General features: G+C 69.5%; 26 protein-coding genes and 1 pseudogene. 14 read left to right on the top strand and 13 right to left on the bottom strand.

Features of this window, described 5'->3' with window-relative positions; translation table 11 throughout:
* Positions 1-22 precede the first annotated feature (22 nt).
* Positions 23-955, top strand: a complete 933-nt coding sequence (locus ACTWPW_RS50160) for a carbohydrate ABC transporter permease (RefSeq protein WP_375118133.1) — start codon at positions 23-25, stop codon at positions 953-955.
* Positions 952-1,836, top strand: a complete 885-nt coding sequence (locus ACTWPW_RS50155) for a carbohydrate ABC transporter permease (protein ID WP_375118132.1) — start codon at positions 952-954, stop codon at positions 1,834-1,836. The genes ACTWPW_RS50160 and ACTWPW_RS50155 overlap by 4 nt, the downstream gene beginning before the upstream one ends.
* Positions 1,837-1,873: 37 nt before the next feature.
* Here ACTWPW_RS50155 and ACTWPW_RS50150 read toward each other — a convergent pair whose 3' ends face one another.
* Complete coding sequence (locus ACTWPW_RS50150; protein ID WP_375118131.1) at positions 1,874-2,917, bottom strand: NAD(P)-dependent alcohol dehydrogenase; 1,044 nt, start codon at positions 2,915-2,917, stop codon at positions 1,874-1,876.
* 24 nt (positions 2,918-2,941) lie between these two features.
* A complete protein-coding gene (locus tag ACTWPW_RS50145) occupies positions 2,942-3,190 on the bottom strand; it encodes a hypothetical protein (RefSeq protein WP_443173024.1) in 249 nt (82 codons plus the stop codon).
* 77 nt (positions 3,191-3,267) lie between these two features.
* On the opposite strand from ACTWPW_RS50145, the gene ACTWPW_RS50140 reads away from it, so the two are divergent.
* Positions 3,268-3,852, top strand: a complete 585-nt coding sequence (locus ACTWPW_RS50140) for a helix-turn-helix domain-containing protein (RefSeq protein ID WP_443173023.1) — start codon at positions 3,268-3,270, stop codon at positions 3,850-3,852.
* A 257-nt stretch (positions 3,853-4,109) separates the two neighbouring features.
* Here ACTWPW_RS50140 and ACTWPW_RS50135 read toward each other — a convergent pair whose 3' ends face one another.
* The 4 genes from ACTWPW_RS50135 to ACTWPW_RS50120 form a co-directional block, all read right to left on the bottom strand.
* Positions 4,110-4,448, bottom strand: a complete 339-nt coding sequence (locus tag ACTWPW_RS50135) for a MarR family winged helix-turn-helix transcriptional regulator (protein ID WP_443173022.1) — start codon at positions 4,446-4,448, stop codon at positions 4,110-4,112.
* 98 nt (positions 4,449-4,546) lie between these two features.
* Positions 4,547-4,927, bottom strand: coding sequence for a hypothetical protein (locus tag ACTWPW_RS50130; RefSeq protein WP_443173021.1), 381 nt, complete (start codon positions 4,925-4,927; stop codon positions 4,547-4,549).
* Positions 4,928-5,144: 217 nt separating this feature from the next.
* Complete coding sequence (locus ACTWPW_RS50125; RefSeq protein WP_443173020.1) at positions 5,145-5,558, bottom strand: hypothetical protein; 414 nt, start codon at positions 5,556-5,558, stop codon at positions 5,145-5,147.
* Positions 5,558-5,872, bottom strand: a complete 315-nt coding sequence (locus tag ACTWPW_RS50120) for a hypothetical protein (RefSeq protein WP_443173019.1) — start codon at positions 5,870-5,872, stop codon at positions 5,558-5,560. Before ACTWPW_RS50120 ends, ACTWPW_RS50125 begins: the two co-directional genes overlap by 1 nt.
* A 426-nt stretch (positions 5,873-6,298) precedes the next feature.
* Between ACTWPW_RS50120 and ACTWPW_RS50115 the strand changes: the two genes are divergently transcribed.
* The gene (locus tag ACTWPW_RS50115; RefSeq protein WP_375118124.1) at positions 6,299-6,787 is read left to right on the top strand and encodes a CAP family protein; all 489 of its coding nucleotides are present in this window, start codon (positions 6,299-6,301) and stop codon (positions 6,785-6,787) included.
* A 378-nt stretch (positions 6,788-7,165) separates the two neighbouring features.
* On the opposite strand, the gene ACTWPW_RS50110 is transcribed toward ACTWPW_RS50115, so the two are convergent.
* The gene (locus ACTWPW_RS50110; protein ID WP_443173018.1) at positions 7,166-8,767 is read right to left on the bottom strand and encodes an FAD-binding oxidoreductase; all 1,602 of its coding nucleotides are present in this window, start codon (positions 8,765-8,767) and stop codon (positions 7,166-7,168) included.
* Between the two features lie 447 nt (positions 8,768-9,214).
* Here ACTWPW_RS50110 and ACTWPW_RS50105 point away from each other — a divergent pair, with 447 nt between their 5' ends.
* From ACTWPW_RS50105 to ACTWPW_RS50080, 6 genes are all read left to right on the top strand, one after another.
* Positions 9,215-9,556 (top strand): VOC family protein, encoded by a 342-nt coding sequence (locus ACTWPW_RS50105; RefSeq protein WP_375118122.1) that lies wholly within the window; start codon positions 9,215-9,217, stop codon positions 9,554-9,556.
* A gap of 129 nt (positions 9,557-9,685) precedes the next feature.
* Positions 9,686-10,426 (top strand): DUF1707 SHOCT-like domain-containing protein, encoded by a 741-nt coding sequence (locus ACTWPW_RS50100; RefSeq protein WP_443173017.1) that lies wholly within the window; start codon positions 9,686-9,688, stop codon positions 10,424-10,426.
* A 339-nt stretch (positions 10,427-10,765) separates the two neighbouring features.
* The gene (locus ACTWPW_RS50095; RefSeq protein ID WP_443173016.1) at positions 10,766-11,383 is read left to right on the top strand and encodes a dihydrofolate reductase family protein; all 618 of its coding nucleotides are present in this window, start codon (positions 10,766-10,768) and stop codon (positions 11,381-11,383) included.
* A gap of 148 nt (positions 11,384-11,531) precedes the next feature.
* Positions 11,532-12,047 (top strand): RNA polymerase sigma factor, encoded by a 516-nt coding sequence (locus ACTWPW_RS50090; RefSeq protein ID WP_375118119.1) that lies wholly within the window; start codon positions 11,532-11,534, stop codon positions 12,045-12,047.
* The gene (locus ACTWPW_RS50085) at positions 12,044-12,634 is read left to right on the top strand and encodes a hypothetical protein (protein ID WP_375118118.1); all 591 of its coding nucleotides are present in this window, start codon (positions 12,044-12,046) and stop codon (positions 12,632-12,634) included. Before ACTWPW_RS50090 ends, ACTWPW_RS50085 begins: the two co-directional genes overlap by 4 nt.
* 172 nt (positions 12,635-12,806) lie before the next feature.
* Positions 12,807-13,154 carry a hypothetical protein gene (locus ACTWPW_RS50080; RefSeq protein WP_443173015.1) on the top strand — a complete coding sequence of 116 codons (348 nt, stop codon included), beginning with the start codon at positions 12,807-12,809 and terminating at the stop codon, positions 13,152-13,154.
* Between the two features lie 51 nt (positions 13,155-13,205).
* Here the strand turns inward: ACTWPW_RS50080 and ACTWPW_RS50075 are convergent, their stop codons facing one another.
* Entirely contained in the window at positions 13,206-14,420 is a 1,215-nt protein-coding gene (locus tag ACTWPW_RS50075; RefSeq protein ID WP_443173014.1) for a cytochrome P450 family protein, read from the bottom strand.
* A gap of 196 nt (positions 14,421-14,616) precedes the next feature.
* Positions 14,617-15,456 carry a helix-turn-helix transcriptional regulator gene (locus ACTWPW_RS50070; protein ID WP_443173013.1) on the bottom strand — a complete coding sequence of 280 codons (840 nt, stop codon included), beginning with the start codon at positions 15,454-15,456 and terminating at the stop codon, positions 14,617-14,619.
* A gap of 297 nt (positions 15,457-15,753) precedes the next feature.
* Between ACTWPW_RS50070 and ACTWPW_RS50065 the strand changes: the two genes are divergently transcribed.
* The gene (locus tag ACTWPW_RS50065; protein ID WP_443173012.1) at positions 15,754-16,374 is read left to right on the top strand and encodes an NADPH-dependent FMN reductase; all 621 of its coding nucleotides are present in this window, start codon (positions 15,754-15,756) and stop codon (positions 16,372-16,374) included.
* 34 nt (positions 16,375-16,408) lie between these two features.
* Entirely contained in the window at positions 16,409-17,041 is a 633-nt protein-coding gene (locus ACTWPW_RS50060; protein ID WP_443173011.1) for a DsbA family oxidoreductase, read from the top strand.
* A gap of 99 nt (positions 17,042-17,140) precedes the next feature.
* On the opposite strand, the gene ACTWPW_RS50055 is transcribed toward ACTWPW_RS50060, so the two are convergent.
* On the bottom strand, positions 17,141-17,659 hold the full coding sequence (locus ACTWPW_RS50055; RefSeq protein WP_375118111.1) for an RICIN domain-containing protein: 519 nt from the start codon (positions 17,657-17,659) through the stop codon (positions 17,141-17,143).
* Between the two features lie 344 nt (positions 17,660-18,003).
* Positions 18,004-18,939 (bottom strand): LysR family transcriptional regulator, encoded by a 936-nt coding sequence (locus ACTWPW_RS50050; RefSeq protein ID WP_375118110.1) that lies wholly within the window; start codon positions 18,937-18,939, stop codon positions 18,004-18,006.
* 132 nt (positions 18,940-19,071) lie between these two features.
* Between ACTWPW_RS50050 and ACTWPW_RS50045 the strand changes: the two genes are divergently transcribed.
* Together ACTWPW_RS50045 and ACTWPW_RS50040 are read left to right on the top strand one after the other, a co-directional pair.
* Complete coding sequence (locus tag ACTWPW_RS50045; RefSeq protein WP_375118109.1) at positions 19,072-20,328, top strand: MFS transporter; 1,257 nt, start codon at positions 19,072-19,074, stop codon at positions 20,326-20,328.
* Positions 20,325-20,618: pseudogene (locus ACTWPW_RS50040) on the top strand (cysteine hydrolase); the annotation flags it as partial. The gene ACTWPW_RS50045 and the pseudogene ACTWPW_RS50040, both read left to right, overlap by 4 nt.
* Before the next feature lie 35 nt (positions 20,619-20,653).
* On the opposite strand, the gene ACTWPW_RS50035 reads toward ACTWPW_RS50040, so the two are convergent.
* Positions 20,654-20,806 carry a hypothetical protein gene (locus ACTWPW_RS50035; RefSeq protein WP_443173034.1) on the bottom strand — a complete coding sequence of 51 codons (153 nt, stop codon included), beginning with the start codon at positions 20,804-20,806 and terminating at the stop codon, positions 20,654-20,656.
* A gap of 141 nt (positions 20,807-20,947) precedes the next feature.
* On the bottom strand, positions 20,948-21,565 hold the full coding sequence (locus tag ACTWPW_RS50030) for a hypothetical protein (RefSeq protein ID WP_375118108.1): 618 nt from the start codon (positions 21,563-21,565) through the stop codon (positions 20,948-20,950).
* Positions 21,566-21,788 lie beyond the last annotated feature (223 nt).

Here is a 21,788-nt window from a genome sequence, read left to right as displayed (position 1 = left end):
CTCGGAGTCCAGGTTGACCATCATGATCGAGAAGAGTGCACGACGCACCCAGGAGAAAACGCACAGGATCCGCGGCAAGGTGCGCCTTCGTGAGCATCTGATGGGGTGGCTCTTCGTCGGGCCATTCGGGATCGTCTTCCTGGCGTTGCTCATCGCGCCGCTCGCGTACGCGCTCTATCTCAGCCTCTTCCAGAAGAAGCTGATCGGCGGCACCAGCTTCGTCTTCCTCGACAACTACGTGAAGGCGTTCACCGACCCGAGCTTTCTCTCCGGGTCGTGGTTCGTCATCCGCTTCTCGCTGGTCTCCATCCCGCTGCAGATCATCGTCGCCCTCGCGCTGGCCCTGATCCTGGATGCCGTGACCTCCATGTTCACCCGCTTCTCCCGCCTCATGATCTTTCTTCCCTACGCGATTCCCACGGTCATCGGGGCCGTCATGTGGGGGTTCCTGTACAGCAAGAGCTTCGGGCCGCTCTCCGACATCTTCGGCTGGCTCGGCACCACCCCGCCCGATTTCCTCAGCAGCAACCTGATCTTCTATGGCCTGGTCAACGTCGTCACCTGGCAGTGGGCCGGTTACTACATGATCATCCTGTACGCGGCGCTCCAGGGCATTGATCCGGCCCTTTACGAGGCCGCCCGCATGGACGGCGCCGGCAAATGGCAGATCGCGCTTCGGATCAAGATCCCGCTGATCGCCCCCGCGCTGCTCCTGATCCTGGTCTTCTCGCTCATCGGCACCCTGCAGTTCTTCAACGAACCGCAGATTCTGCGATCCCTCGCGGCCGGCACGATCGGACCGGACTTCACCCCCAACATGTACGCGTACCAGCAGGCATTCGCACTCGCGAACTTCAACTACGGATCGGCGATCTCCTTCGCGCTCGGCGGGATCGTCTTCGTCGGCGTCTACGCCTTCCTGTTCTTCACCCGCCAGCGGAGGAGCTTCCTGTGACAAGTGACCGCGCCAAACTCGGCGCCCGCCGCCGGCCGCAACGCCACCTCCCCCTGCAGGTGCTCGTCGGCTTCCTGGTCGTGTACTTCCTCGTGCCGTTCTGGTGGGTCATCGTCAACAGCTCCAAGGACGCCCCCGGCCTGTTCGGCGGTGGCAACACCCTGTGGTTCGCCGAGCGGATCGACTACTTCGGCAACCTCCAGCAACTGTTCACCTATGACAACGGGATCTACGGCAGGTGGATCCTCAACTCCACGCTGTACGCATTCGCGGGCGGCGTCGGCGCCACGGTCCTGGCCGTCATGGCCGGCTACGGATTCGCCAAATACCGATTCGCCGCCAGGCGCTTCAGCTTCTCGCTCGTGCTCGGCGCGTTGATGGTGCCGGCGACCGCCCTGGTGATCCCCACCTTCATGATGTTCTCCGAGTTCGGCCTGACCAACACGATCTGGGCGGTGATCCTCCCGTCGCTGCTCAACCCGTTCGGCGTCTACCTGATGCACGTGTACGCGCGGGACGCCGTGCCCGACGAGATCCTGGACGCGGCGCGGGCCGACGGCGCGGGTGAGATACGAACCTTCCTCCAGGTCGCATTCCCCCTGATGCGACCGGCGGTGGTCACGGTGCTGCTCCTGTCCGCCGTGGCGTCCTGGAACAACTACTTCCTGCCGCTCGCCATGCTCTCCGACAACCGCCTCTTCCCCGTCACCGTCGGACTCGGCCTCTGGCAGGGCATCGCCTCGGCGAACAACGCGGGCAGCACCTCCCTCTGGAGCCTCATCATCTTGGGCGCGCTCGTGTCGGTCATCCCCCTCGTCATCGCCTTCTTCACGCTGCAGCGGCACTGGCGGGGAGGGTTGTCCGTCGGTGGCCTGAGGTAGGCCGGCGCCGGTCCTCCAGGCCATCGACCTGTGCCGGTCACACGGTGACGACGACTTTTCCTCGGGCGTGCCCCTGCCGTACGTAACCGATGGCCGCAGGGGTTTCGTGCAGGGGGAAGGTCCGGTCCAGGACGGGCGTCACCGTGCCGGATTCGATGAGTTCGGTGAGAGCGAGCAGGTCGCGTGCGTTCTCCGAGCTGACGAGCGTGACCAGCTTCTGGCGGACGAGCCGCGACAGCAGGGGCGCCCGCAGCATGCGGGCGGCGCCGCCGATCCATCGTCCGTCCGCTTCGGCCCCGACGATGACGAGGGTGCCGCGCGGGGTGAGGGCGCGCCGCAGGTGTGTCAGCGACCGGTTCCCTCCCATGTCGAGGATGACGTCGTAGCGCCGGCCGGCGTCGCTGATGCCGTTGAGCGTGTAGTCGATGACGTGGTCGGCGCCGAGGGAGCGGACCAGGCCCGCTTTCGCCGTGCTGCACACGCCGGTGACGTCGGCTCCGAAGGCCTTGGCGATCTGCACGGCGAAGGTGCCGACGCCTCCGGAGGCGCCGATGATCAGCACGTTGTGGCCGGGCCGCACGTCCGCGCTGTCGCGGACGGCCTGGAGCGCGGACAGGGCCGAGACGGGGATGGCGGCCGCCTGCTCGGCGGTGAGGTTCTTCGGCCGGAGGGCGAGCTTGTCCTGTGGGGCGCGGGCGTATTCGGCGAAGGCTCCCTCGCCGATGCCGAACACCTCGTCGCCGGGCCGTAGCCCGGTGACGTCCTTGCCGACCGCCACGACGCGCCCGGCCAGGTCCAGGCCGCGGACGCGGGTCTTGGGGGCACGCACTCCGAAGCCCGCCAGGCGGATCACGTAGGGCAGGCCGGTGACGAGATGCCAGGTGCCCGGGTCCACGCCGGCGGCCTGCACCCGGACCAGGACCTCATCGTCCCCGATGGTGGGCCGGTCGACGTCGGCCAGGCGCAGGACGCGGTCGGCCGGGCCGTACGTGTCCTGCACGATCGCCTTCATGGTCGTCGTCTCGCCGGTCGGCGGGCGGGCGTACGTCGGTGTGACGGCGGTCTTGCGAGTGGTGGTCATGGTTGTCGTCCTTGTCAGGTGTAGTTACGAGCGGGATGGCCGGGTTCGGCCGGTGACGAGCCGTGTGCGAAGTCGGTGGAGCTGTGGCATGAGGCCGTGGATGACGAGCTGGGCGTGCTGGACGGTGTCCGCGATCCCACCGAGCACCGCGATCGGCTGGTCGCGGACCTCGTACCCATGGAGGTGGGGGAGTGCAGGAGATCCGCCATACCCGTCCACCTCCTGGCGCCCGGCGGCCCCGCCGCCGATGACCGCTACGTCGTATTCGTCCATGACAGTCAGCGTGCGCGCCCGCGGATGCGGCAACAACATTCGTTGCCATTTACGGGAAATGCCCGTGGAATGAGCGGGTGGACGACTCCTCGGCGATCACGGCGGCACTCGACCTGGTAGGGCCGCGCCTGAAGCGGATCCGCACCCAGCGAGGTGTCACCCTGACCGATCTGTCGGAGCGCACCGGCATCTCCAAGAGCACGCTGTCCCGGTTGGAGAACGGCCAGCGTCGTCCCAGCCTCGAACTGCTCCTCCCACTCGCCCAGACCTACCGCATACCGCTGGACGACCTCGTCGGCGCCCCGGAGGTGGCCGACCCCCGGATCCGGCTCAAGCCGCGACAGCTGAACGGCCGCACCGTGATTCCGCTCGTTCGGCAGCCGAACGGCATCCAGGCATGGAAAATCATCATTCCCGCCGACCAGTCAACACCGAACCCGCGAGTTCACGACGGGTACGAATGGCTGTACGTCATGTCCGGTCGTATGCGCCTCATCATCGGCGACCAGGACTTCGTCCTCGGGACAGGCGAAGCAACCGAATTCGACACCCAACTGCCGCACTGGTTCGGCAGCACCGGTGAGGGCCCCGCGGAAGTCCTGAGCATCTTCGGCCGGCCAGGCGAACGCATGCACCTCCACACCACGCCGGACAAACAGTAAGTCACCGCGCGTTCGGATGGTCGTTGTGCTGCGAGGTGCGGCCGTGTTGGACGCTCATCGGACCGACGTCGTAGCCGGCGTCGGTCCGATGAGCACGTCCGGGTCCCCGCCGCCCCACGTCCAGCGGTGCCGCTCACGACGTGCGGCTGATCTCCGGCGCGACGACGAACGAATACGGCCGGCACGCCCGCCGTACAACGCGCCGTGCCCGCGCCGGACCTCCGGCGAGTGCACCGGCCCCGGCTCGCACGACGACGTCATGGGTCCAACGCGTAGGACCGGTCGATCAGCTCCGTCATCGCCTGCTGGAAATCACGGCGTCGTTGCTCGCTCCAGCCCTCTGTCAGCTGGTCGAAGACCCGCTCCTGCCAGTCATGGGCTTGATCCAGCATGGTACGGCCGGACGCGGTGAGTGTCGCCCGGCGCTGGCGCCCGTCTCTGTCCGGTGCATGCATGGTCAGGTACCCGGCCTCGGTTGCGCTCTTGACCAGACGCGATGCGCCGCTCTGGTCGATGCCGATCTCCGTGGCCACGGCATTGACCGTTGCCGCGACCCCCCGTTGGGTCAGCGCGTGGACGGCCTCGACGACGAGCACGAGCCGGCCTCGTTCGGCCAGTTCGGGGTTGCCGGCCTGTGGCCTTCGTGACCAGTACCGGACAAACGCGAAGAGGCCCTGTCCAGGCCCGGGAGTGGTCACTCGGTGGCCGCCATCTCGCGGCAGATGTAGGCCAGCTCCAGCGCCTGCCTCAGATTGGGCAGCCGGAGGGCGGCCGTCACCTTTCCATCGGCTACCCGGAACACCGTCGCCACTCGAGTTGGCGTCTTGCTCTCGGGCCAGGTGGCATCCTCCTCCACGATCATGAGGCGTTCACTGATCGGATGCCACGACTGCGGGCGCAACGTGATCCCAGAGCGTTCCACCCACTCCGCGAACTGCCCAGGTGTGATCGGTCCGGCGCCCTTGGGGCCCAGGACGACGATCGGGTTGCCGACCGCCCTTGCTGAACGCTCCAGGTCGCGTTCGTTCACGCTCGCATGCCACTCGTTGATGGCTGCTTCCAGTATCGACTGCATAGGAGAAGTATATGCGAAACGCATATACTTCTGGAGGTCGGCGGCGCGGTTGCGGGTGTAGTGAAGGCGAGCGCCTCCCTCTTGACGTTGATGCCGGCGTGGAGGACCTGGGAGCGGCAGGAGTGACAACCGCCGCGCTCATCCCTTCCCCGGGTGAATGCCCCCAATTCGCCGGGAGCGGGGACGCCGCCGCGGCGCCGGCCGCTCCCGGCCAACCTCACGCTCGCTCGATGAGGAAGGTGCCCGTGCCGTCGGCCATGCCCATGCCGATGAAGATGTGCTCGGTCTCGCCGTTGCTCTGCGGGCCCTGGCACATGCGCCACAACCCCCGGGCGTTGCTGGTCACGCCCTCAAGCCGGATCTCCTCGCTGCTTGACGCGTCGTAGAAGGCCAGCAGCCGGTCCTGGGTCATGATCCGGTAGAGGTTGGAGTCGCGGACGAAGCCGGGCGGCACGGCGAGTGGGGCGATCACCCGTGGCGGCTCGCTCGCCTTCGCCTGCCTGCCGGCCTCGGCCTGCCGCTCGGCCCGTTCACGGGCCGCGACGCCGTCGCAGCCCAGCTGGATCTGCGCCAGCCGCATCAGGCTGTTCGGCGGCACGGCGTCCTCGCAACGGATCGCGCCCTCCTCCATCACTGTGTACGTCGGTGTACGTCCCGCCAGGACGCTCGACCCACTTCAGGGCGTACGCGCCGCCGCCCTGGTCCACCCGGTCGCAGTTGATGCTCGGTGGAGGCCGTGATCTTCTTGACCGTCCGGTTCACGAACGACTCCACCCTGCCGAGCGTGCCGATGTTGAAGCCGGCGAGGATCTGCGTGATCGTGCCCACCTCGACGGTGATCGTGGTCGAGGTCTCCAGCGTGAGCGTCTGGGAGCCGGTCGTGCCGGCGGTGACGAAGAAGGCCTTGAAGTGTGTGACGGTGGGCTCGATCCGTGCGCTCTTCACGATGCGGTAGCGGCGCCTGATCTGCCGATTCTCGGCGGTCGGCCAGGTCGGTGGGGGTTGGGCGGTCCGGTTTCGGCTCGCGCTGCGGACAACTGGATGAACGCGGCCCGCTCGCCGCGCAGGACCAGTGCCTTCCACGGATCGTCCGGCAGGGGAATGAGCGTGTACTCACCCCCCCGCCACTGAGCCACGCCTGGGCCCACCCCCACCGCCTCCCGAAGCTCCAGGTCCGAGAAATCGAATGCGCCCGAGCGCCCAGCAGTGTCGTGTCCGATGTTGGACAGGGGTCATACCTGGTGGATGTCCGCGGGGCGGCAGACGATGCGAAGCAGACGGCTGCAGGAGCAGCCGTCTGCTGCCGGTGAAACACGATGAGCAGCGATCGTGACGCGGCAGGCTGCCCTAGCGCTGTTCAAGGGATGTCTCATGACAGGAACACGCCCCGCCCTGCCCAACGCCACCACGCCGGAGTTCCAGGCCGAGGCGCTCGCCGAAGCCAACGCCTACCGGGCCAAGCACCACGCGCCACCGATGGTGATGGACCCGGAACTCAACGCCTACGCGTTGGAGCGGGCCTCCTCCCGCTCCGAACAGGAGATGCTCAAGGCCGGTCACACTGGCCTGCGCGCGCAGACGGGCGAGAACATCTTCTGGGGCGGCGACGCTGAAGCCCTTCCCGGATCGACCGCGGTCAAGAAGTGGTACGACGAGATCGCCGCCTACGACTTCGCCGCCGCCCGGTTCTCCTCCGGCGCCGGCCACTTCACGCAGTTGGTCTGGAAGGCCAGCACCAAGGTCGGCATCGCGCGGGTCGCGGGGCAGCCGGGTGAATACTTCGAGACGTACATCGTGTTCGTCTTCGAGGAGCGCGGAAACATGGAAGGCGCTTTCGCCGACAACGTCCTGCCCGCCTGAGTCGAGGCCCGCACCAGCGACGGCAAGGTCTCGATCCACGAGCTTACGAAGGCTCGCGGTCCGATAGCCAAACCGTGCGAACGGGACGCTCACGGTGCACGGCGCTCGCGATGGATGCCATCCGCCGCGAGCGCCGTCCGCGTCGGCCCGTCGCCGTTCACGAGCCGTCAGCGCATCCTGGCCGATGCGGCTCTTCCATGGGCGGCACCAAGGCTGCGACACCCCGAGCGCCCGGCAGGAGGTGGCACGGTCGATGCCGTGCTCGGTCTTCTGGGAGCTGGTGAAGGCCGCCACGCCTACCGGCCCATCGCCTCTTCGACCCACAAGACCACAGAGCGCTTGAGCACTGTGGGACGGTCATCGGCGCGGTGCTGGTGGTCAGGCGGGTGGTTCGATCCCCAGGGCGTGCCGGAAGACGCCGCGCGGATCCCAGCGGGCCTTGGCCTGCTGGAGGCGGGGGTAGTTGTCCTTGTAGTACAGCGTGCGCCCCGGTACGCCGGAGGTGTTCCATTCCGGGTCGACCAGGTCGACGTCGGGATAGTTGATGTAGGAGCCGTCGTTCACCTCGTTGGGCACCGGCACGCCTCCGGTGCGGGCGTACACGTCGCGGTAGAAGGCGCGGACCCAGGAGAGGTTGGCCGCGTCGTCGGCCGCGTCGCTCCAGGTCGTGTAGTAGACCGCCTTCATGACCACGTCGCGCTGCGCGACCGCGGTGGCCTCCGGCGCCACCGCGCGCACCTGGCCGCCGTAGCCGATGAGCAGCATGCCGGAGCTCGCGTGCCCGGCGGAGTCGGTCAGGTTGCGGTGGACGGTGGCGAGCTGCTCATCGGTCAGCGAGCGGCGCAGGTACGCGGCCTTGTTCTTGTACCGGCGGGCGGTCGCGTCGCCGGCCTCGCCCGTGCCCGGCCAGGTCATCCTGTGCAGCCACGGCATGGTCCGCCGGGTGTTGACCAACGGTTCGACGCCGGTGCCGGCGGTCACCGCGGACACGAACTCGGTCACGAGGTCGTCCGCGCCGGGCAGGCCCGCGTCGATCTGCACGGCCAGCGAGAAGTACCCGGCGCCGCGGTGCGACAGGAGGAAGACCGCGTACAGGCCGGCGGACCGCGAGCCGGGTGCGCTGTTGTGCTCGTGCCAGGTGCCGAAGTTGCGTACCAGCCTGGTGAAGGCCTGCTCGGTCATGCCCTCCCAGGACCAGGCCAGCACGCACTCGAGCATCTGCGCCGGCGAGGCCGGCAGCAGCTTGGCCGGGTCAGTGCCGGTGGTGCCGGGCGAGCGCAGCCAGTACTTGGTGACCACCCCGAAATTGCCGCCGCCACCGCCGGTGTGCGCCCACCACAGGTCGCGGTGCGGATCGTCCTGCTCGCGGGTGGCGACCACCGCGCGGGCGGTGCCGTCCCGGTCGACCACCACGACCTCCACGCCGTACAGGTGGTCCACCACCGAGCCGTACCGGCGCGACAGCGCCCCGTACCCGCCGCCCGCGAAGTGCCCGCCGGCGCCCACCGCCGGGCAGCTGCCCCCGGGGATGGTCACTCCCCAGCCTTTGAACAGCGTCCGGTACACCTGCCCGAGCGTGGCTCCCGGCTGCACCGCGAACGCCCTCCTGCCGGCGTCGTAGCCGACCGCGTCCATGGCGGACAGGTCGAGCAGCGTGCGCACCGCCGGGTCGGCGGTGAAGTTCTCGAAGCAGTGGCCGCCGCTGCGCACCGCGACCCGCCGCCCCGCGCGCGCCGCCTCCGTCACCGTACGCACCACCTGATCGGTCGAGCCGACCACGCGGATCTCGTCCGGCCGCCCCGCGAAGCGGAAGTTGTTGCCGCGCAGCAGGCTGTCGTACCGCGGGTCGCCCGGACGGATCCGCACCGGCCCGAACACCTCCGGCCCGGCGTCCGCGTCCGCCGAGCCGGTCACCCCTGTCCCCAGCGTGCCGCCCGCCACGGCGGCCCCCGCACCGGCGAGCAGCCGCCGACGACTCACCTGGTTGCTCCCTGACTGACCCATCCGCCGTCCTTCCTGCGCCGGTTCACTGCCTGACCGGTTGTCCTCACCGTCCCAGCACCGCGACCGGGTGCACATCAGCCGATCTCCTGGTACGGCGGCTGAATCGCGCCCCCACCGGACGGCTGACCCGGACCCACCGATCGGCTGACCGTCCGGCGATCACTGAGGCGGAAGGCAGCGCTTCGGAGTCGGTGAGAGCGAGCCGGTCGCTGAGGTGACCAAGGAACTCGAGGAGATGGCAGGCTCCCGGCGAACCGCTTTCTCATGCCCGTGAACTCCCGGTGCGGGAAGATCGGTCGTCACCTTGTACGGTCGGTGGTGGCGATTCTCTCGGTGATGCGCCGGCGTGGGACGGGCGCCGATGAGTTTCCGACACCACCGGAGTCAGTACCAGCGACACATCGACTACGAGTGGAGGACGACATGGCGCTGGATCTCTTCGCCGGCATCCCCGTCACCGACTACGCCGCCGCGTTGCCATGGTACGAGCGACTCCTCGGCAGGCAGCCCTCGTTCCTGCCGAACGACATCGAGGCGGTGTGGGAGGTGGCCGAGAGCCGGTACGTCTACATCGTGCAGGATCCGGAACGGGCAGGGAACGCCCTGGTGCTGTGGTTCGTCGAAGACCTGGACGACTGGGTCGCCGAGATCGCCCGGCGGGGCATCGAGCCTGACAAGCGCGAGACGTACGAAGGCGGCGTGACCAAGGTGACCTACCGGGATCCGGAAGGCAATGAGATCAGCTTCGGCGGTAGCGTCATGTGACGCCACTTCGAACGCCGACCGGTGCGCCTGCCGATCAGCGCATCCGTTCATGCCCTGGCCTGGCGCGCTGCCGCATGCCGTGAACCGGCGCTGACCGTCGCCGCTCCGTGATGGGACCAGCCGGGATCCATGTCGCGATATGGCGTTAGTCTTCTACTCGCGCCGCTGCCCGCGTCGCGCGTAGAGGTTCGACAGGAGCAGGACGGAAGCATGTCGGGAGAGATTTCGCCCACCGGGAAGCGCTCCGGCTCCAGTTCGCCGCCCGAGCTGAGAGCTTCTCATGCGGACCGGGACCGGGTGGTGGATGTGCTGCGCATCGCGGCGGGGGACGGCCTGCTGACCGCGGAGGAGTTGGACGAGCGCCTGGAAGCCGCCCTGTCGGCGCGGACCCTGAGCGAACTGACCGTGCTCACCGCTGACCTGCCGCCCGTACCGGCTACGGTCGGGGCGACCGGAGCAGAGGTCAAGGACATCGTTCGGATCGAACGAGTCCACAGCGGCGCGGTCGAGCGCGTGGGGCGCTGGGTGGTGCCGCGGAGGATGGAGCTGGCGGTGACGTTCTGCGAGGTGACGCTCGACTTCACCGACGCAGTGATCACGCACGACACCTTGCGGATCGACGTGGACATGACGGGCAAGACGCTGACGCTGGTCACGAGGCCGGGCATCGTGGTCGATACCGATGGTCTGCAGATGGTTCACAGCAGGGTCACGTACCGGCAGAGTTCGACGGATCCTGATACGCCGGTCATTCTGCGAGTGGAGCTGGTCGGTCAGAAGGTCCACGGCCGCGTGGTGGTGCGGCCCCCGCGTCGTACGTTCGGGCAGTGGCTGCTGCGCAGGCCCGCGTCCCGTTCCGCAGGCGACTGACTCCATCGTTGTGAACGGTCGGCGGGGCGGCCACTGAGGTCTCCCATGCCGGCCCGGCCCGGTCCGGCGCACGCCGGCGCCGGGGTCGCGACCGGGTCCGGCATCGGCGTGGCGGCCCGGCCTTCAAGCGGCACGCCGGGCCCATCTCCCTCTGATCTGCGGAAGGGTGCCTGACGACGGGCTCGCCGATGCCGTCGGATCGCTCGTCACCTTGGACGCGGTCGGGGTGAGTACGTCCTCCGATTTCTTTCTGTGGTGGTGTCGAAGGGCGGCGAGCGCGTTCGTAGCCAAGATGAGAGGCCGGCAACGGGCCGGTCGCCACTCGAAGGAGCCACGATCATGAAGCTCACCACCGTCACGATGGTCACCGTCGACGGAGTGATGCAGGGACTCGGCGCGCCGGACGAGGACCGCAGGGGCGGATTCGAGCGCGGCGGATGGGTCGCGCCGCTGTTCGACGACGAGGCCATGACGTCTCTCAACGAGGTCTACCAGCGCGCCGACGCGTTCCTGTTCGGCCGGCGGACCTACGAGATCTTCGCCGGCTCCTGGGGCGTCAGGCCCGACCCGAGCGCCGACCCCATCGCGGAGGCGTTGAACACGCGGCCCAAGTACGTGGCATCGACCACGCTCACCGACCCGCGGTGGGCGAACACGACCGTCCTCTCCGGTGACGTCGCGGCGGCCGTCGGTGAGCTGAAAGCCGAGCAGGAAGGGGAGCTGCAGGTGCACGGCAGCGGAGCCCTGATCCGGTGGCTGCTGGAGAACCGGCTCGTCGACGAGATCACCCTGTTCGTCTGCCCCGTGGTCGTCGGCCAGGGCATGCGGCTGTTCCCCGACACCGGCCCGGACACCGCGCTCGACCTGGTCGACTCCCGGACCACCCCGCGCGGTGTGATGATCCAGGTCTACCGGCCCACCGGCCGCCCGGAGTACGCGACGGCCACGGCGACCTGAAGGACACCTTGCTTCCCATGACCTCGTCAGAGCGATCATCTGCCGAACTTGGCAAAGACATATGTAACCCTTCCGCCGCTTCTCACCAAGCAGGGGTGTGAATCGACGAACGGTGCTCCGCAAACAGGCATCGATTGCCACGGATCCGGTGGCCTTCGAGGCCTTCTACCGGCGGCATGTTGATGCAGTCACCCGATTCCTCAGCCGTCGCGTCGACGACCCGCACGACGTCGCCGACCTGGTGGCCGAGGTGTTCGTGGCGGTGCTCGACTCAGGCCGCACGTACCGGGCCGAGCTGGGCACCGAGATCGCGTGGCTCTACGGGATCGCCCGCAAGACGATCTCCGCCGAGCGACGCCGGGCCTTCAAGCGGCACCGGTTGACCGATCGGGTGAGCGGGCGGCGCCCGCTGGACACCGACGACGTCGCCAGGCTTGAGGAGCGCATCGACGCGGAGCGGCACGCCAGGCAGGCCCTCGAGGCCATGGCCGGGTTGCCGGACGGTGAGCGCGCCGTGCTGGAGCTGGTCGTCCTCGACCGGCTCACGGTCGCGGAAGCCGCGCTCGCCCTCGGCATCCGGCCGGGGGCCGCCAAGGTACGTCTGCATCGCGCTCGCCGGGCATTGCGGAGCCTGCCCTTCGTCATGGATGGAGCATCAGGATGAGATACGAGGAGCACCTGCTGATGGACCTCAAGGCCGAGATCACCTTCCGGGCTGAACGGCGCCGCCGCATCGCCCGCAGGCTGTACGCCGGGGGCGCGGTAGCCGCGCTGGCCGCCGCGGCGGCGTTCGCGGCCCCGTGGCTGACGGGGACGGAGTCACCCGCGTACGCCGTGAGCAAGAACGCCGACGGCACGGTCGGGGTCGAGATCCACGAGTTCACGGATGCCGACCGGCTGGAGGAGGACCTGCGGGAAGCAGGCGTCAGAGCGGACATCACGTACCTCGAGACCGGCAAGCAGTGCCAGAAGAACAGAGGAAGGAGCGTCCTGCCTGCGGACGGGCTCGTCACCATGCGGGAGGGCGGGCTGGACATCAACCCTCGGCTCATCGGTAAGGACAGGACGTTGGTGTTGGAGTTCGCCGGCGAACAGGACGATGAGAAGGAGCCCCCCGTAACCGGAAAGGTGTCCTGGAAGCTCGCCACACTGCTGGTCTCCGGCGCCGTCGGCCCGTGCGTCGTCATCGACGACCCACAGTGGGACGACGACGGCGGCGACACGTCAGGACGGCCGCCCGCGGGGAGCTGAGCGCTTCCGAATTGTCGCGTGTCGTGATTCAGCGCATGCTTCGCGTTGGTGGTCCGTACCCTCGCCGTTCGCAACTCCAGCTCGGGGAGTGAAGGTTCAGCGATCGGCATGATCTTGGTGGGAAAATGCGGTAGCCCTACAGCGACCACGATCACCCGGAGGATGCTCGGCAATGCCGCACAACGGTTCGTCCCTGTCCGAAGTGACCCAGAATCTCGGAACAGCGGCCGCGGAGCTGGCCGAGGACGCGCTCAACCATGCGGTGTCGAGCGCGCAGGGTTCGGCCGGAGGGTTCCCGCCGTTCACCATCGTTCTTCAGCGGGACGGGGCACGGGAACTCAACCGTTTCATCGCCGCTCCCGATCTTACGGTGGCTCGATCCTCGCTGGCGGCCGTCGATCCGGCCGCCGTATGCGTCACGCTGGCCTGGGACGGCTATCTGACGAGTGACGGCCGGCGGACGGAGGCGGCGTTCATCGAGGCGTACGAGCTGGGGAGGCCCGCGGGGGTCGGGCGCTGACCGCCTTGATCGCATGGCCGGCCCCACGGAATGCGGACCGGAGACAGCCCGCTAACGGCTGTCCGCAGTGACGCGGACGGGCAGCGAGGTCAGGCCGTGCATGAGCATGCCGGGACGCCATTCGAGCCGGTCCGCGGGCACCGCGAGCTCGATCGCGGGGAACCGCCGCAGCAGGTGGCTGAAGGCGACCTCGCCTTCCACGCGGGCCAGCGGCGCGCCCAGGCAGTAGTGGATGCCGTGGCCGAAGGCCAGATGCGGGCTCGGCGCCCTGCCGATGTCGAGCCGGTCCGGCTGCTCGTACTGGGCGGAGTCGCGGTTGGCGGACAGCAGGGAGACCAGGATCAGCTCACCGGCGGGGATGTCCGTGCCGCCGATGGTCACGGGCCCGGTGGTGAAGCGGAGGGTGGAGGTGCTCAGCGGCCCGTCATAGCGCAGGAACTCCTCGACCGCGCCGGGGATCAGCGTGGGGTCGGCGCGCAGCAGGGCGAGCTGGTCGGGATGGGTGAGCAGCGCACGCATGCCGTTGCCGATCAGGTGGACCGTGGTCTCGTGGCCGGCCACGAGCAGCAGCCAGGCGGTGTCGACGAGCTCGGCCTGGCTCATCCTGCCGCCTTCGTCGTGCACCCGCACCATGGCGCTGATGAGGTCGTCGGCCGCCGGGTCCGCCCGCTTGGCCGCGCACAGGTCGCCCAGGTACGCCAGCGTCTCCTCGGCGGCCGCGACCACCTCCCGCGGATCGCGGGCGGAGCCTTCGATCGTGGTGCTGGACAGGCGGATCATCTTCGGCCAGTCGGCCTCCGGCACGCCGAGCAGCTCGCCGACCACCATGGCGGGCAGTGCCACGGCGTAGTCCTTGAGCAGATCGAACTCGGGCTCCAGCAGGTCGAGCAGCCCGGAGCTGATCTCCTCGATCCGCGGGCGCAGGGCCCGGATCCGCCCCGCGGTGAAGGCCTTGACGACGATGCGGCGCAGTCGTTCGTGATCAGGAGGGTCGGAGAACAGCATGTTGTCGGGGGTGACCGCGGCGGCCCCGCTGCTGTCGCCGCCCGCCAGCTCGTTCGCCTTGATCACCTCCGGGTTGGCGGTGAAGTCCTTGCTGATGCGCGGGTCGGTCATCGCGGCCTTGACGTCCTCGTAGCGAGTGACCAGCCACACCTTGACCCCCTGGGGCGTGGCCGTCAGCGTGACCGGAGCCTCGCGGCGCAGCCTGGCGTAGGCCGCGTGCGGGTCTCGCAGGTAGTCCTGATCGAACACGGTGTTGATCACAGCGCCTCCTCGGTCGGGCTCCCCGTACGAGTCAACCGGGTGATCGCCGATCTGTCACCAGCCCGAGCCGGTGTCAGACCGGGGCCTGGAAGGCGTGCATGGTTCCGTGCCCCACGCCACGGGTGAGATGACCGAGGGTGAGCAGCAGCACCACCGCCGTCTGCGGCGCGAGCGCTGGGCTCATACCGTCAACCTGCTAGGAGGCGGCAGGGTGATGGTCGGTGAGGCGGTCGAGGGCGGCGGCGGTGGTCTCGTCGGAGGCGAGGTAGACGACCAGCCGCTGCTCGTCGGGGTCGGGCAGCTCCAGGCTCTCGTACGCCAGCCGCAGCTCTCCCACCGCCGGGTGCGCCCACCGCTCGACGCCGGAGCGCGTGGGCAGCGCGGCCGAACCCTCGAACCGGTCGCGGAAGCGGGCGGCGGCGATGATCGTCAGCTCCTCGGCCAGCAGCGCCGCGTGCGGGTCGCCGAGCGCGGCCGCGGCCCGCAGCGCGGCGGCCCGCTCGCCGGCGACCGCGTCCCAGTCCGGGTGGGCATCGTGCGCCCGCGGGTCGGTGAACACGTACCGGATGAGGTTCGGCGGGTCGGCCTCCAGCAGCCCGGTCGGGCCGGCGAGCCGCGCGAACCCGGCCGTCCACGCGAGCAGGTCGCCGGGCGGGTTGGCGACCAGCGCCGGGGCGGGCTCGAGCCGGTCCAGCAGCGCCTGCACGGTCGTACGCACCGTCCGGACCCGCGTCGCGGCGGCACCGTCGCACACGCCGCCGCCGGCGGTCTTCGCCAGGCGGTACAGGTGGATCCGCTCGTCTCGGGACAGACCCAATGTCTCCGAGAGCGCGGCGAGCACCTGGGTGGACGGGCTGCGGTCGCGCCCCTGCTCCAGCCGGGTGAGGTAATCCACGCTGACGCCGGCGAGCGTGGCCAGCTCGGCCCGGCGCAGCCCGGGCGTGCGGCGCCGGTTCCCGTTCGGGAGCCCGACCGCGGCCGGCGGGACCGCCTCGCGGTGCGCGCGCAGGAACGCGCCCAGCTCTGTCTCCGTCATCAACCGCGATTGTATTCACGGCGAGCCTGGCCCTGCCAGGGCTAGGAAAACGGCAGCCTGGCCCGGACACGCCCAGTGCCGGGATGCTCGCAGCATGAGCGCATTCCTGAAGCGGGGCCGCTGCGCGGGCTCCTCGGGCGGCCGTCGGCCCGGACGGTGCGCCGCACGTCCCTCCGGTCGGAAGGTGCTTCGCGGCCCCGATCATGAGGCGCTCGTCATCGGTGGCCACGCCGGCACCAACCTGGCGGCGAGCAAGAGTCCATGCCCCGACCGAGACAGAACCCAAGGAGGAGGCCCATGATCCAGATCGCGATCATTCTGGGCAGCACCCGCCCCGGGCGCCGCGTGGAGGACGTGGCCCGGTGGGTCGCCGAGGCCGCCGGCCGGCACCCTGCCGTCAAGGCGGGGGAGGCCGGCCTCGAACTCGTCGACATAGCCGACTACGGGCTGCCGTTGCTGGACGAGCCCGCGCCCGCGGTCATCGGCGCCTACCAGAAGGCGCACACCAAGCGGTGGGCGGCCACGATCGGCAGGTTCGACGGGTTCGTGTTCGTCACCCCGGAGTACAACAGCGCCGTCCCCGCCGCGCTGAAGAACGCCATCGACTACCTGTACGCGGAATGGAACGACAAGGCAGCCGGGATCGTCAGCTACGGGGTCTACGGCGGGACCCGCGCCGCCGAACAACTACGGCAGACCATGGGCGAGATCAAAGTCGCCGACGTACACGCCCAGGTCGCGATCAACCCGTACTTCGACTTCGACTTCACCGACTCCCGGGCCGGCGTCTGCGCCCCCGGCGAACGCCAGGAAACCGCCCTGATCTCCATGCTGGACGAAGTCCTCGCATGGTCCCGTGCCCTCCGAGTGCTGCGGGCACCCACCGCGAGCGCCGGTCCCCGGCCCGGGCCGGCGTGATCCGCCCGCTACCCCACAGAGGAAGGGACCCAGGATGAAAGTAGAGGTGTACGGCGACATCGCGTGCCCGTGGTGCCGCCTCGGCACGCACCAGTTCCACCGCGCGGTGGCCGCGGCCGGTGCTGAGCCGGACGTCGAGCTCGTCCATCGTCCGTACCAGCTCCTTCCCGACGCGTCCGAGGAGCCCCGGCCACTGATGGACACGGTGGTCGAGATGTTCGGTCCGGACCAGGCCGAGGCGATGGTCACGGAGATGGCACGGGTCGGTGCCGGCGAAGGGATCGAGTACCGGTTCGACCGTGCGATGGCGGTCAACACCTTGACCGCGCACCGGCTGCTGTGGCTCGCCCTGCGCGAGCGCGGCGCCGCGGTGCAGGCCGCGCTGGCGACCGCCCTCTTCGACGCGTACTTCCGCGACGGCGTGAACGTCGCCGACCACGCGCGGCTCACCGAGCTGGCCGAGCGGGCCGGCCTGGACGGCGACCGGGTGCGGGACTTTCTCGCCACCGAGGAGGGGGTCGCCGAGGTACGTGAGCAGGTGGCCGCGGCACGGCGGGACGGCGTCACCACCGTGCCGAGGTTCGTCTTCGAGGACGGCGCGCTGATCGTCGGTGTGACCAGCACCGAGGCGCTCGGCGACGCGCTCCGGCAGGCTCGCGGCCGGTGACGCGCACACCGTCCCGGACGCCACCGGTGCCACGTCGCGCCGTCCCCCGGCGGCCAGGCCTGCGTGCCCGCAGAGGCCGGCAAACCAGGACGGTTCAGGCTAGAAGGCCTCGAGTGGGGTCCATCTCTGCTGTGGCTGGCCGTTGCACGTCCAGAGCTGAATGCGGCCGCCGTTGCGGATCTCCTGTGCCTTCGCGTCCAGGCACAGGCTGCGGTTCTGCCCGTTCTGCCGGCTCAGCGAGGGGCCCTCGTACCACCGCTGCCACGACGAGTAGTTGCAGGTCCACAGCTGGACGGTGCCGCCGTTGCGGATCTGCTGGCCGTGCGCCTCCAGGCAGAAGTTGAGGTTCCGGCCGTTCCGCATCACGCCGTTGGCCTCGACGTACCAGATCTGCTGGGGCTGGCCGTTGCAGGTCCACAGCTGGATCTTGCCGCCGTTGCGCATCTGGTCGGCGGCCGCGTCGAGGCACATGAACTGCCCCGCGCTCACCTGGAACGTGACGGGGCCGAGGGCTTGGCCCGCCATCACGGGCGCGGTGCTGACCTGCAGCGCGCCCACCACGGACAGGACAGTCAGCGCCGCGAGTGTGGCGATCCGCCGGCTCGCTCGTCTGACCATGGTTCCCCCGATACGGTCGGTGCTTCTGGTACGAGATCGCATGTCGTGACCTTTCCGTAGGTCGGTTCGGAGAGGGACGGTCAGCCCGGAAGCCGGGCCGGCGCCGCGTCAGGCCGATGCGTCGCTCGCTCGACGTTGGCGAGCGGTCCTGCCTGCACGACCTGTTATAGGGGGGCAGGGGTTGTCCGACACCCCTTCGCAGCATGGCCTGACAACTCTGAACAACTGAACAACGATGCGCCTGGGGCGGAAACGGTGTGCCGGTGCCCAGTAGGTAGCCGACCGGGGCGCCACGAATTTGACGGCGTTTCGGCTCTGACGGCGTTTCAGCTCTGACGGGCGTTTCAGCGTGGAAGCACCCAGCCCGGCGTCCACGTCCCGGCGGCGTCGTGGCCGGCCGCGGCGGTGGCGAGGTGGGCGCGGAGGGTGGCCAGCGCTGGGTGGGGGTTGTCGCGGCGCCACAGCAGGGAGTGCGGGTAGACGGGCGTCGGGTCGGTCACCGGGATGCGGCGCAGGCCGTGGCCGGTGGGCCAGACCAGGCGGGTCTCCCTGCCCATGAAAGTGGCCAGGGCCGGGGTGTCGGCGATGGTGTCGAGGAGCGCGTCGGAGCCGAAGTTGGGGCCCGTCGCCTCGATGGTGAGGCCGAACTCGGCGACGAGATCGTCGTAGTAGGCGGCCCACTCGGTGCCGGGGACGATGCCGGGCATCCAGATCCGGTGCCCGGCGAGCTGAGCGACGGTCACCGACCGGGCTCCGGCCAGCGCGTGGGCGGGCCCGGTGAGGAGCTGGAGCGCCTCGTCGAGCACCCGGACGGACTCGACGTCCTCGGGCAGGGCCCGGCCGGGCACGCCGACGGCGCGGAAGGACACGTCGATCGCACCGGACCGGATGGCGGCGACGGCCGTCTCGACATCGAACAGCATCACCACGTCGAGCTCGATCTCGGGGTGCGCGCGGTGGAAGGCGCGCATCAGGCCGGAGGCCGCGCTGCGCGAGGCGATCACGTCGACGCGCAGCGGACGGCTGCCGGGGAGCACGGACGCGACCGCGCGCTCGGCGACGCGCAGCAGCTCGCGCGCGTGGGGCAGGAACGCCTGCCCGTCGATGGTGAGCCGGGCCCCGCGCGCCGTGCGGGTGAACAGCCGCACGGCGAGGTCCTTCTCCAGCCCGGCGATGCGCTTGGAGACGGCCTGCTGGGTGATCGACAGATCCGCGGCGGCGTCCTGGAACTGGCCGGTGTCCACGACGGCGACGAACGTACGCACAGCATCGAGATCCACACCGACCGACCTTAGGGCACAACTCTGAGTTGTGCACCGTCGGCCGGTCGGTTGTTTGACCGGCCTGTCGGCTGCGCGCTTTGATCTCCCAAGTCAACGGCTGGTTGTTTCGTAGAGATGGCGGGGTGCGCTTTGGGAAGGTCGCTGGGGCGGCGGTTCAGGTGGCTCTGGGCCGCGTACGCGGTCAGCACATTCGGCACATGGCTCGCGTTCGACGCGTTCGCCCTGATCGCGATTCTCGCGCTGGACGCGGGGCCCACCGAGGTGTCGGTTCTGGCCGCCGCGGGGCTCGCGGTCGGGGCGGTGGTCGCGGTGCCGCTCGGGCCGTGGGTGGAGTTCCGGCGCAAACGGCCGGTGATGATCGCGATGGACCTGATCCGGTTCGCGGCGCTGATGAGCGTTCCCGCCGCCCACGTGCTCGGCTGGTTGAGCTTCGCCCACCTCCTGGTCGTGGCGGTCGTTGTCGGCGCGGCCGACATCGCCTTCACCGCTGCGGGCGGAGCATGTCTGAAGGCGCTCGTACGGCCGGAGGACCTGCTCGTCGCGAACGGCCGGTTCGAGGCCACGACCTGGACCGCCACCGCGCTCGGGCCGCCGCTCGGCACCGCCGCGATCGGGCTGGTGGGCCCGGTGACGAGCGTGGCGGCCAACGCGGTCAGCTTCCTCCTCTCGGCCGTGGGGATCCGCGCCATCGGCGGCCGGGAGCCACGTCCGGCGCGAACCGCCACACCGTCCCGTTTCGTAGCCGGAGACCTGCTGGAGGGATGGCGGTACATCCTCGCCAGCCCGGCGCTGCGCCCGCTGTTCTTCAACACTGTCCTGGTCAGCGGCCTGATCATGGCAGCCTCGCCGTTGCTCGCCGTCCTCATGCTCGGCGACCTCGGGTTCGCGCCCTGGCAGTACGGCCTCGCCTTCGGCGTCCCCTGCATCGGCGGCCTGATCGGCTCGCGGCTGGCCCGCCCGCTCCTCGCCCGGTTCGGGCGGCACAAGGTCATGCTCACCGCCGGGACGCTGCGCGCGTGCTGGTCACTCGGTCTGGCCTTTGTCCATCCTGGCCCCACCGGGCTCTTCCTCGTCATCGCCGTCGAACTCGGGCTGATCACCTGCATGGGCGTGTTCAACCCGGTTCTCGCTACCTACCGGCTCGAACAGCTCCCGCCGGACCGGGTCGCCCGCACGCTGGCTGCCTGGTCGATCACCAGTAAGGCGACCATCGCGGCCATGACCGGCGTGTGGGGCCTGCTGGCCGGGCTCACCGGTCCCCGCACCGCGATCGCGATCGCCGGTGTCCTCCTCCTGGCGACCTCGCTCCTCCTCCCTCGACACGACCGTACGTCCCGACCCGAGAACGCCGACCAGGCGCCGCCGGAAAGGCAACCACTCGCATGAGCACCGCCCCCGCGCTCGATCCCGCGCACACCGCCCTGCTCGTCATGGACTTTCAGCCCGCGATCCTCGCGCTGCTCCCCGAAGGCGACAGGGATGCCCTGCTGGGACGCATGGAAAAGGTCATCTCCGACGTTCGGGCCCGAGGCGGCACCGTCGCCTATGTCCGGGTCGGCTTCACCGAGGCCGACTGGGCCCCGATCCCGGCCACCAACAGGTCGTTCGCACCGATCGCCCAGCACCGTCTCATGCACCACGCGGACCCTGACACCGCTGTCCACGAACGTCTCGCTCCCCAGGACGGCGACATCCTCGTACGTAAGACCCGTTACGGCGGCCTGTCCACCACCGACCCGACCGCGACCACCGGGTCCACGTCCTGGCCGACGGCGTCGCCGACCCTGACCCCGAAACGCACGACGTCCTGCTCCACCAGGTCCTTCCCACACGCGCCCACATCCTCGACACCGCCGGGTTGCACACCCTCCTGCGGGCTGACTGACGCCGGCCGGCGGCTCCCGAGGACGTCACCGGCCCCGACGCGTTGCCCCAGGGATTGGCGCGGACGAGAGGGAACACCCCTCACCGTCGAGGACGGCATGGCGGCCTCCAGGCGGAACGTTCAGGCCTGGGACGGCGGCGCGGCGAGCTCGGCCAGGTGGTGCAGCGAGTTGATGAGATGCTCGGGGCCGAACGGCGGGAACTGGATGTACTCCCGTCTGAACTGCGGCACCGCCGACCAGTCGTAGGTGAGCGTGACCCCGGTCTCGGACGGACCGAGCGGTGCGAGGTCGTACCGCCAGATCCAGCCGCCGAACTCCAGCCCGCCGTCGTCCTTCTCGTACCCTGTCAGCCAGCCGATGGCGCGCGGCGGGTCGAGCACCTGGACCTTGTTGACCACCTGGTAGCCACGCTCTGGATGGTTGTCGTGATACATGTCCATCCGGAAGATCTGCCCCACCTCGGTGAGCGGCGCCTGGTTGACGGCTTCCTGAACCCAGCCGGTGCCATCGATCGCCGCATGGGTCGTCGGGTCCGCCAGCACCGCGAACACCCTTGTGACGGGCACGGCGACGGTCAGGGTGGCGCTCACGCTCTCCTGGTCCACGGTGTGCACGCTCCTTGTCATCTCGTCTCCGGCCTCGCCCACCTGCGGGCGGATCCCCTCGCCGTTCGGAGGTTCCGCCTGGTGGCCGGGCATCGCGGTGATCGGGTCGTTCGTGATGGTGGTGAGCTTCATGATCTCGATTCCTTTCTCGTCGTCCGGTTCGACCGGACCGCCGCACTCGCACGAGAGGGAGCAGGCTTCCCGGGGTCCGATCAGGTGTCCGGGGTCAGGCGTGCCCGTCGTGTCCGCAGGAAGGTTCGTTCGGTGTCGTTGGTGGCCAGGGTGATGGCCTCGTCGTAGGCGGCGATGGCATCGGCGGTGCGGCCGAGGCGGGCCAGCAGGTCCGAGCGGGTGG

Source organism: Nonomuraea sp. KM90 (genome assembly GCF_052246675.1).
Classification (GTDB): domain Bacteria; phylum Actinomycetota; class Actinomycetes; order Streptosporangiales; family Streptosporangiaceae; genus Nonomuraea.
Note: the sequence above shows the minus strand (reverse complement) of the source record. Positions and strands in the feature narration are given on the sequence as shown.

Coding starts and splice junctions, on each gene's coding strand:
- ACTWPW_RS50160 (WP_375118133.1), top strand. CDS start 23: ATGATCGAGAAGAGTGCACGACGCACCCAGGAGAAAACGCACAGGATC.
- ACTWPW_RS50150 (WP_375118131.1), bottom strand. CDS start 2,917: ATGACCACCACTCGCAAGACCGCCGTCACACCGACGTACGCCCGCCCG.
- ACTWPW_RS50145 (WP_443173024.1), bottom strand. CDS start 3,190: ATGGACGAATACGACGTAGCGGTCATCGGCGGCGGGGCCGCCGGGCGC.
- ACTWPW_RS50130 (WP_443173021.1), bottom strand. CDS start 4,927: ATGCAGTCGATACTGGAAGCAGCCATCAACGAGTGGCATGCGAGCGTG.
- ACTWPW_RS50125 (WP_443173020.1), bottom strand. CDS start 5,558: ATGGAGGAGGGCGCGATCCGTTGCGAGGACGCCGTGCCGCCGAACAGC.
- ACTWPW_RS50115 (WP_375118124.1), top strand. CDS start 6,299: ATGACAGGAACACGCCCCGCCCTGCCCAACGCCACCACGCCGGAGTTC.
- ACTWPW_RS50105 (WP_375118122.1), top strand. CDS start 9,215: ATGGCGCTGGATCTCTTCGCCGGCATCCCCGTCACCGACTACGCCGCC.
- ACTWPW_RS50100 (WP_443173017.1), top strand. CDS start 9,686: ATGTCGCGATATGGCGTTAGTCTTCTACTCGCGCCGCTGCCCGCGTCG.
- ACTWPW_RS50095 (WP_443173016.1), top strand. CDS start 10,766: ATGAAGCTCACCACCGTCACGATGGTCACCGTCGACGGAGTGATGCAG.
- ACTWPW_RS50085 (WP_375118118.1), top strand. CDS start 12,044: ATGAGATACGAGGAGCACCTGCTGATGGACCTCAAGGCCGAGATCACC.
- ACTWPW_RS50080 (WP_443173015.1), top strand. CDS start 12,807: ATGCCGCACAACGGTTCGTCCCTGTCCGAAGTGACCCAGAATCTCGGA.
- ACTWPW_RS50070 (WP_443173013.1), bottom strand. CDS start 15,456: ATGACGGAGACAGAGCTGGGCGCGTTCCTGCGCGCGCACCGCGAGGCG.
- ACTWPW_RS50065 (WP_443173012.1), top strand. CDS start 15,754: ATGATCCAGATCGCGATCATTCTGGGCAGCACCCGCCCCGGGCGCCGC.
- ACTWPW_RS50060 (WP_443173011.1), top strand. CDS start 16,409: ATGAAAGTAGAGGTGTACGGCGACATCGCGTGCCCGTGGTGCCGCCTC.
- ACTWPW_RS50055 (WP_375118111.1), bottom strand. CDS start 17,659: ATGGTCAGACGAGCGAGCCGGCGGATCGCCACACTCGCGGCGCTGACT.
- ACTWPW_RS50030 (WP_375118108.1), bottom strand. CDS start 21,565: ATGAAGCTCACCACCATCACGAACGACCCGATCACCGCGATGCCCGGC.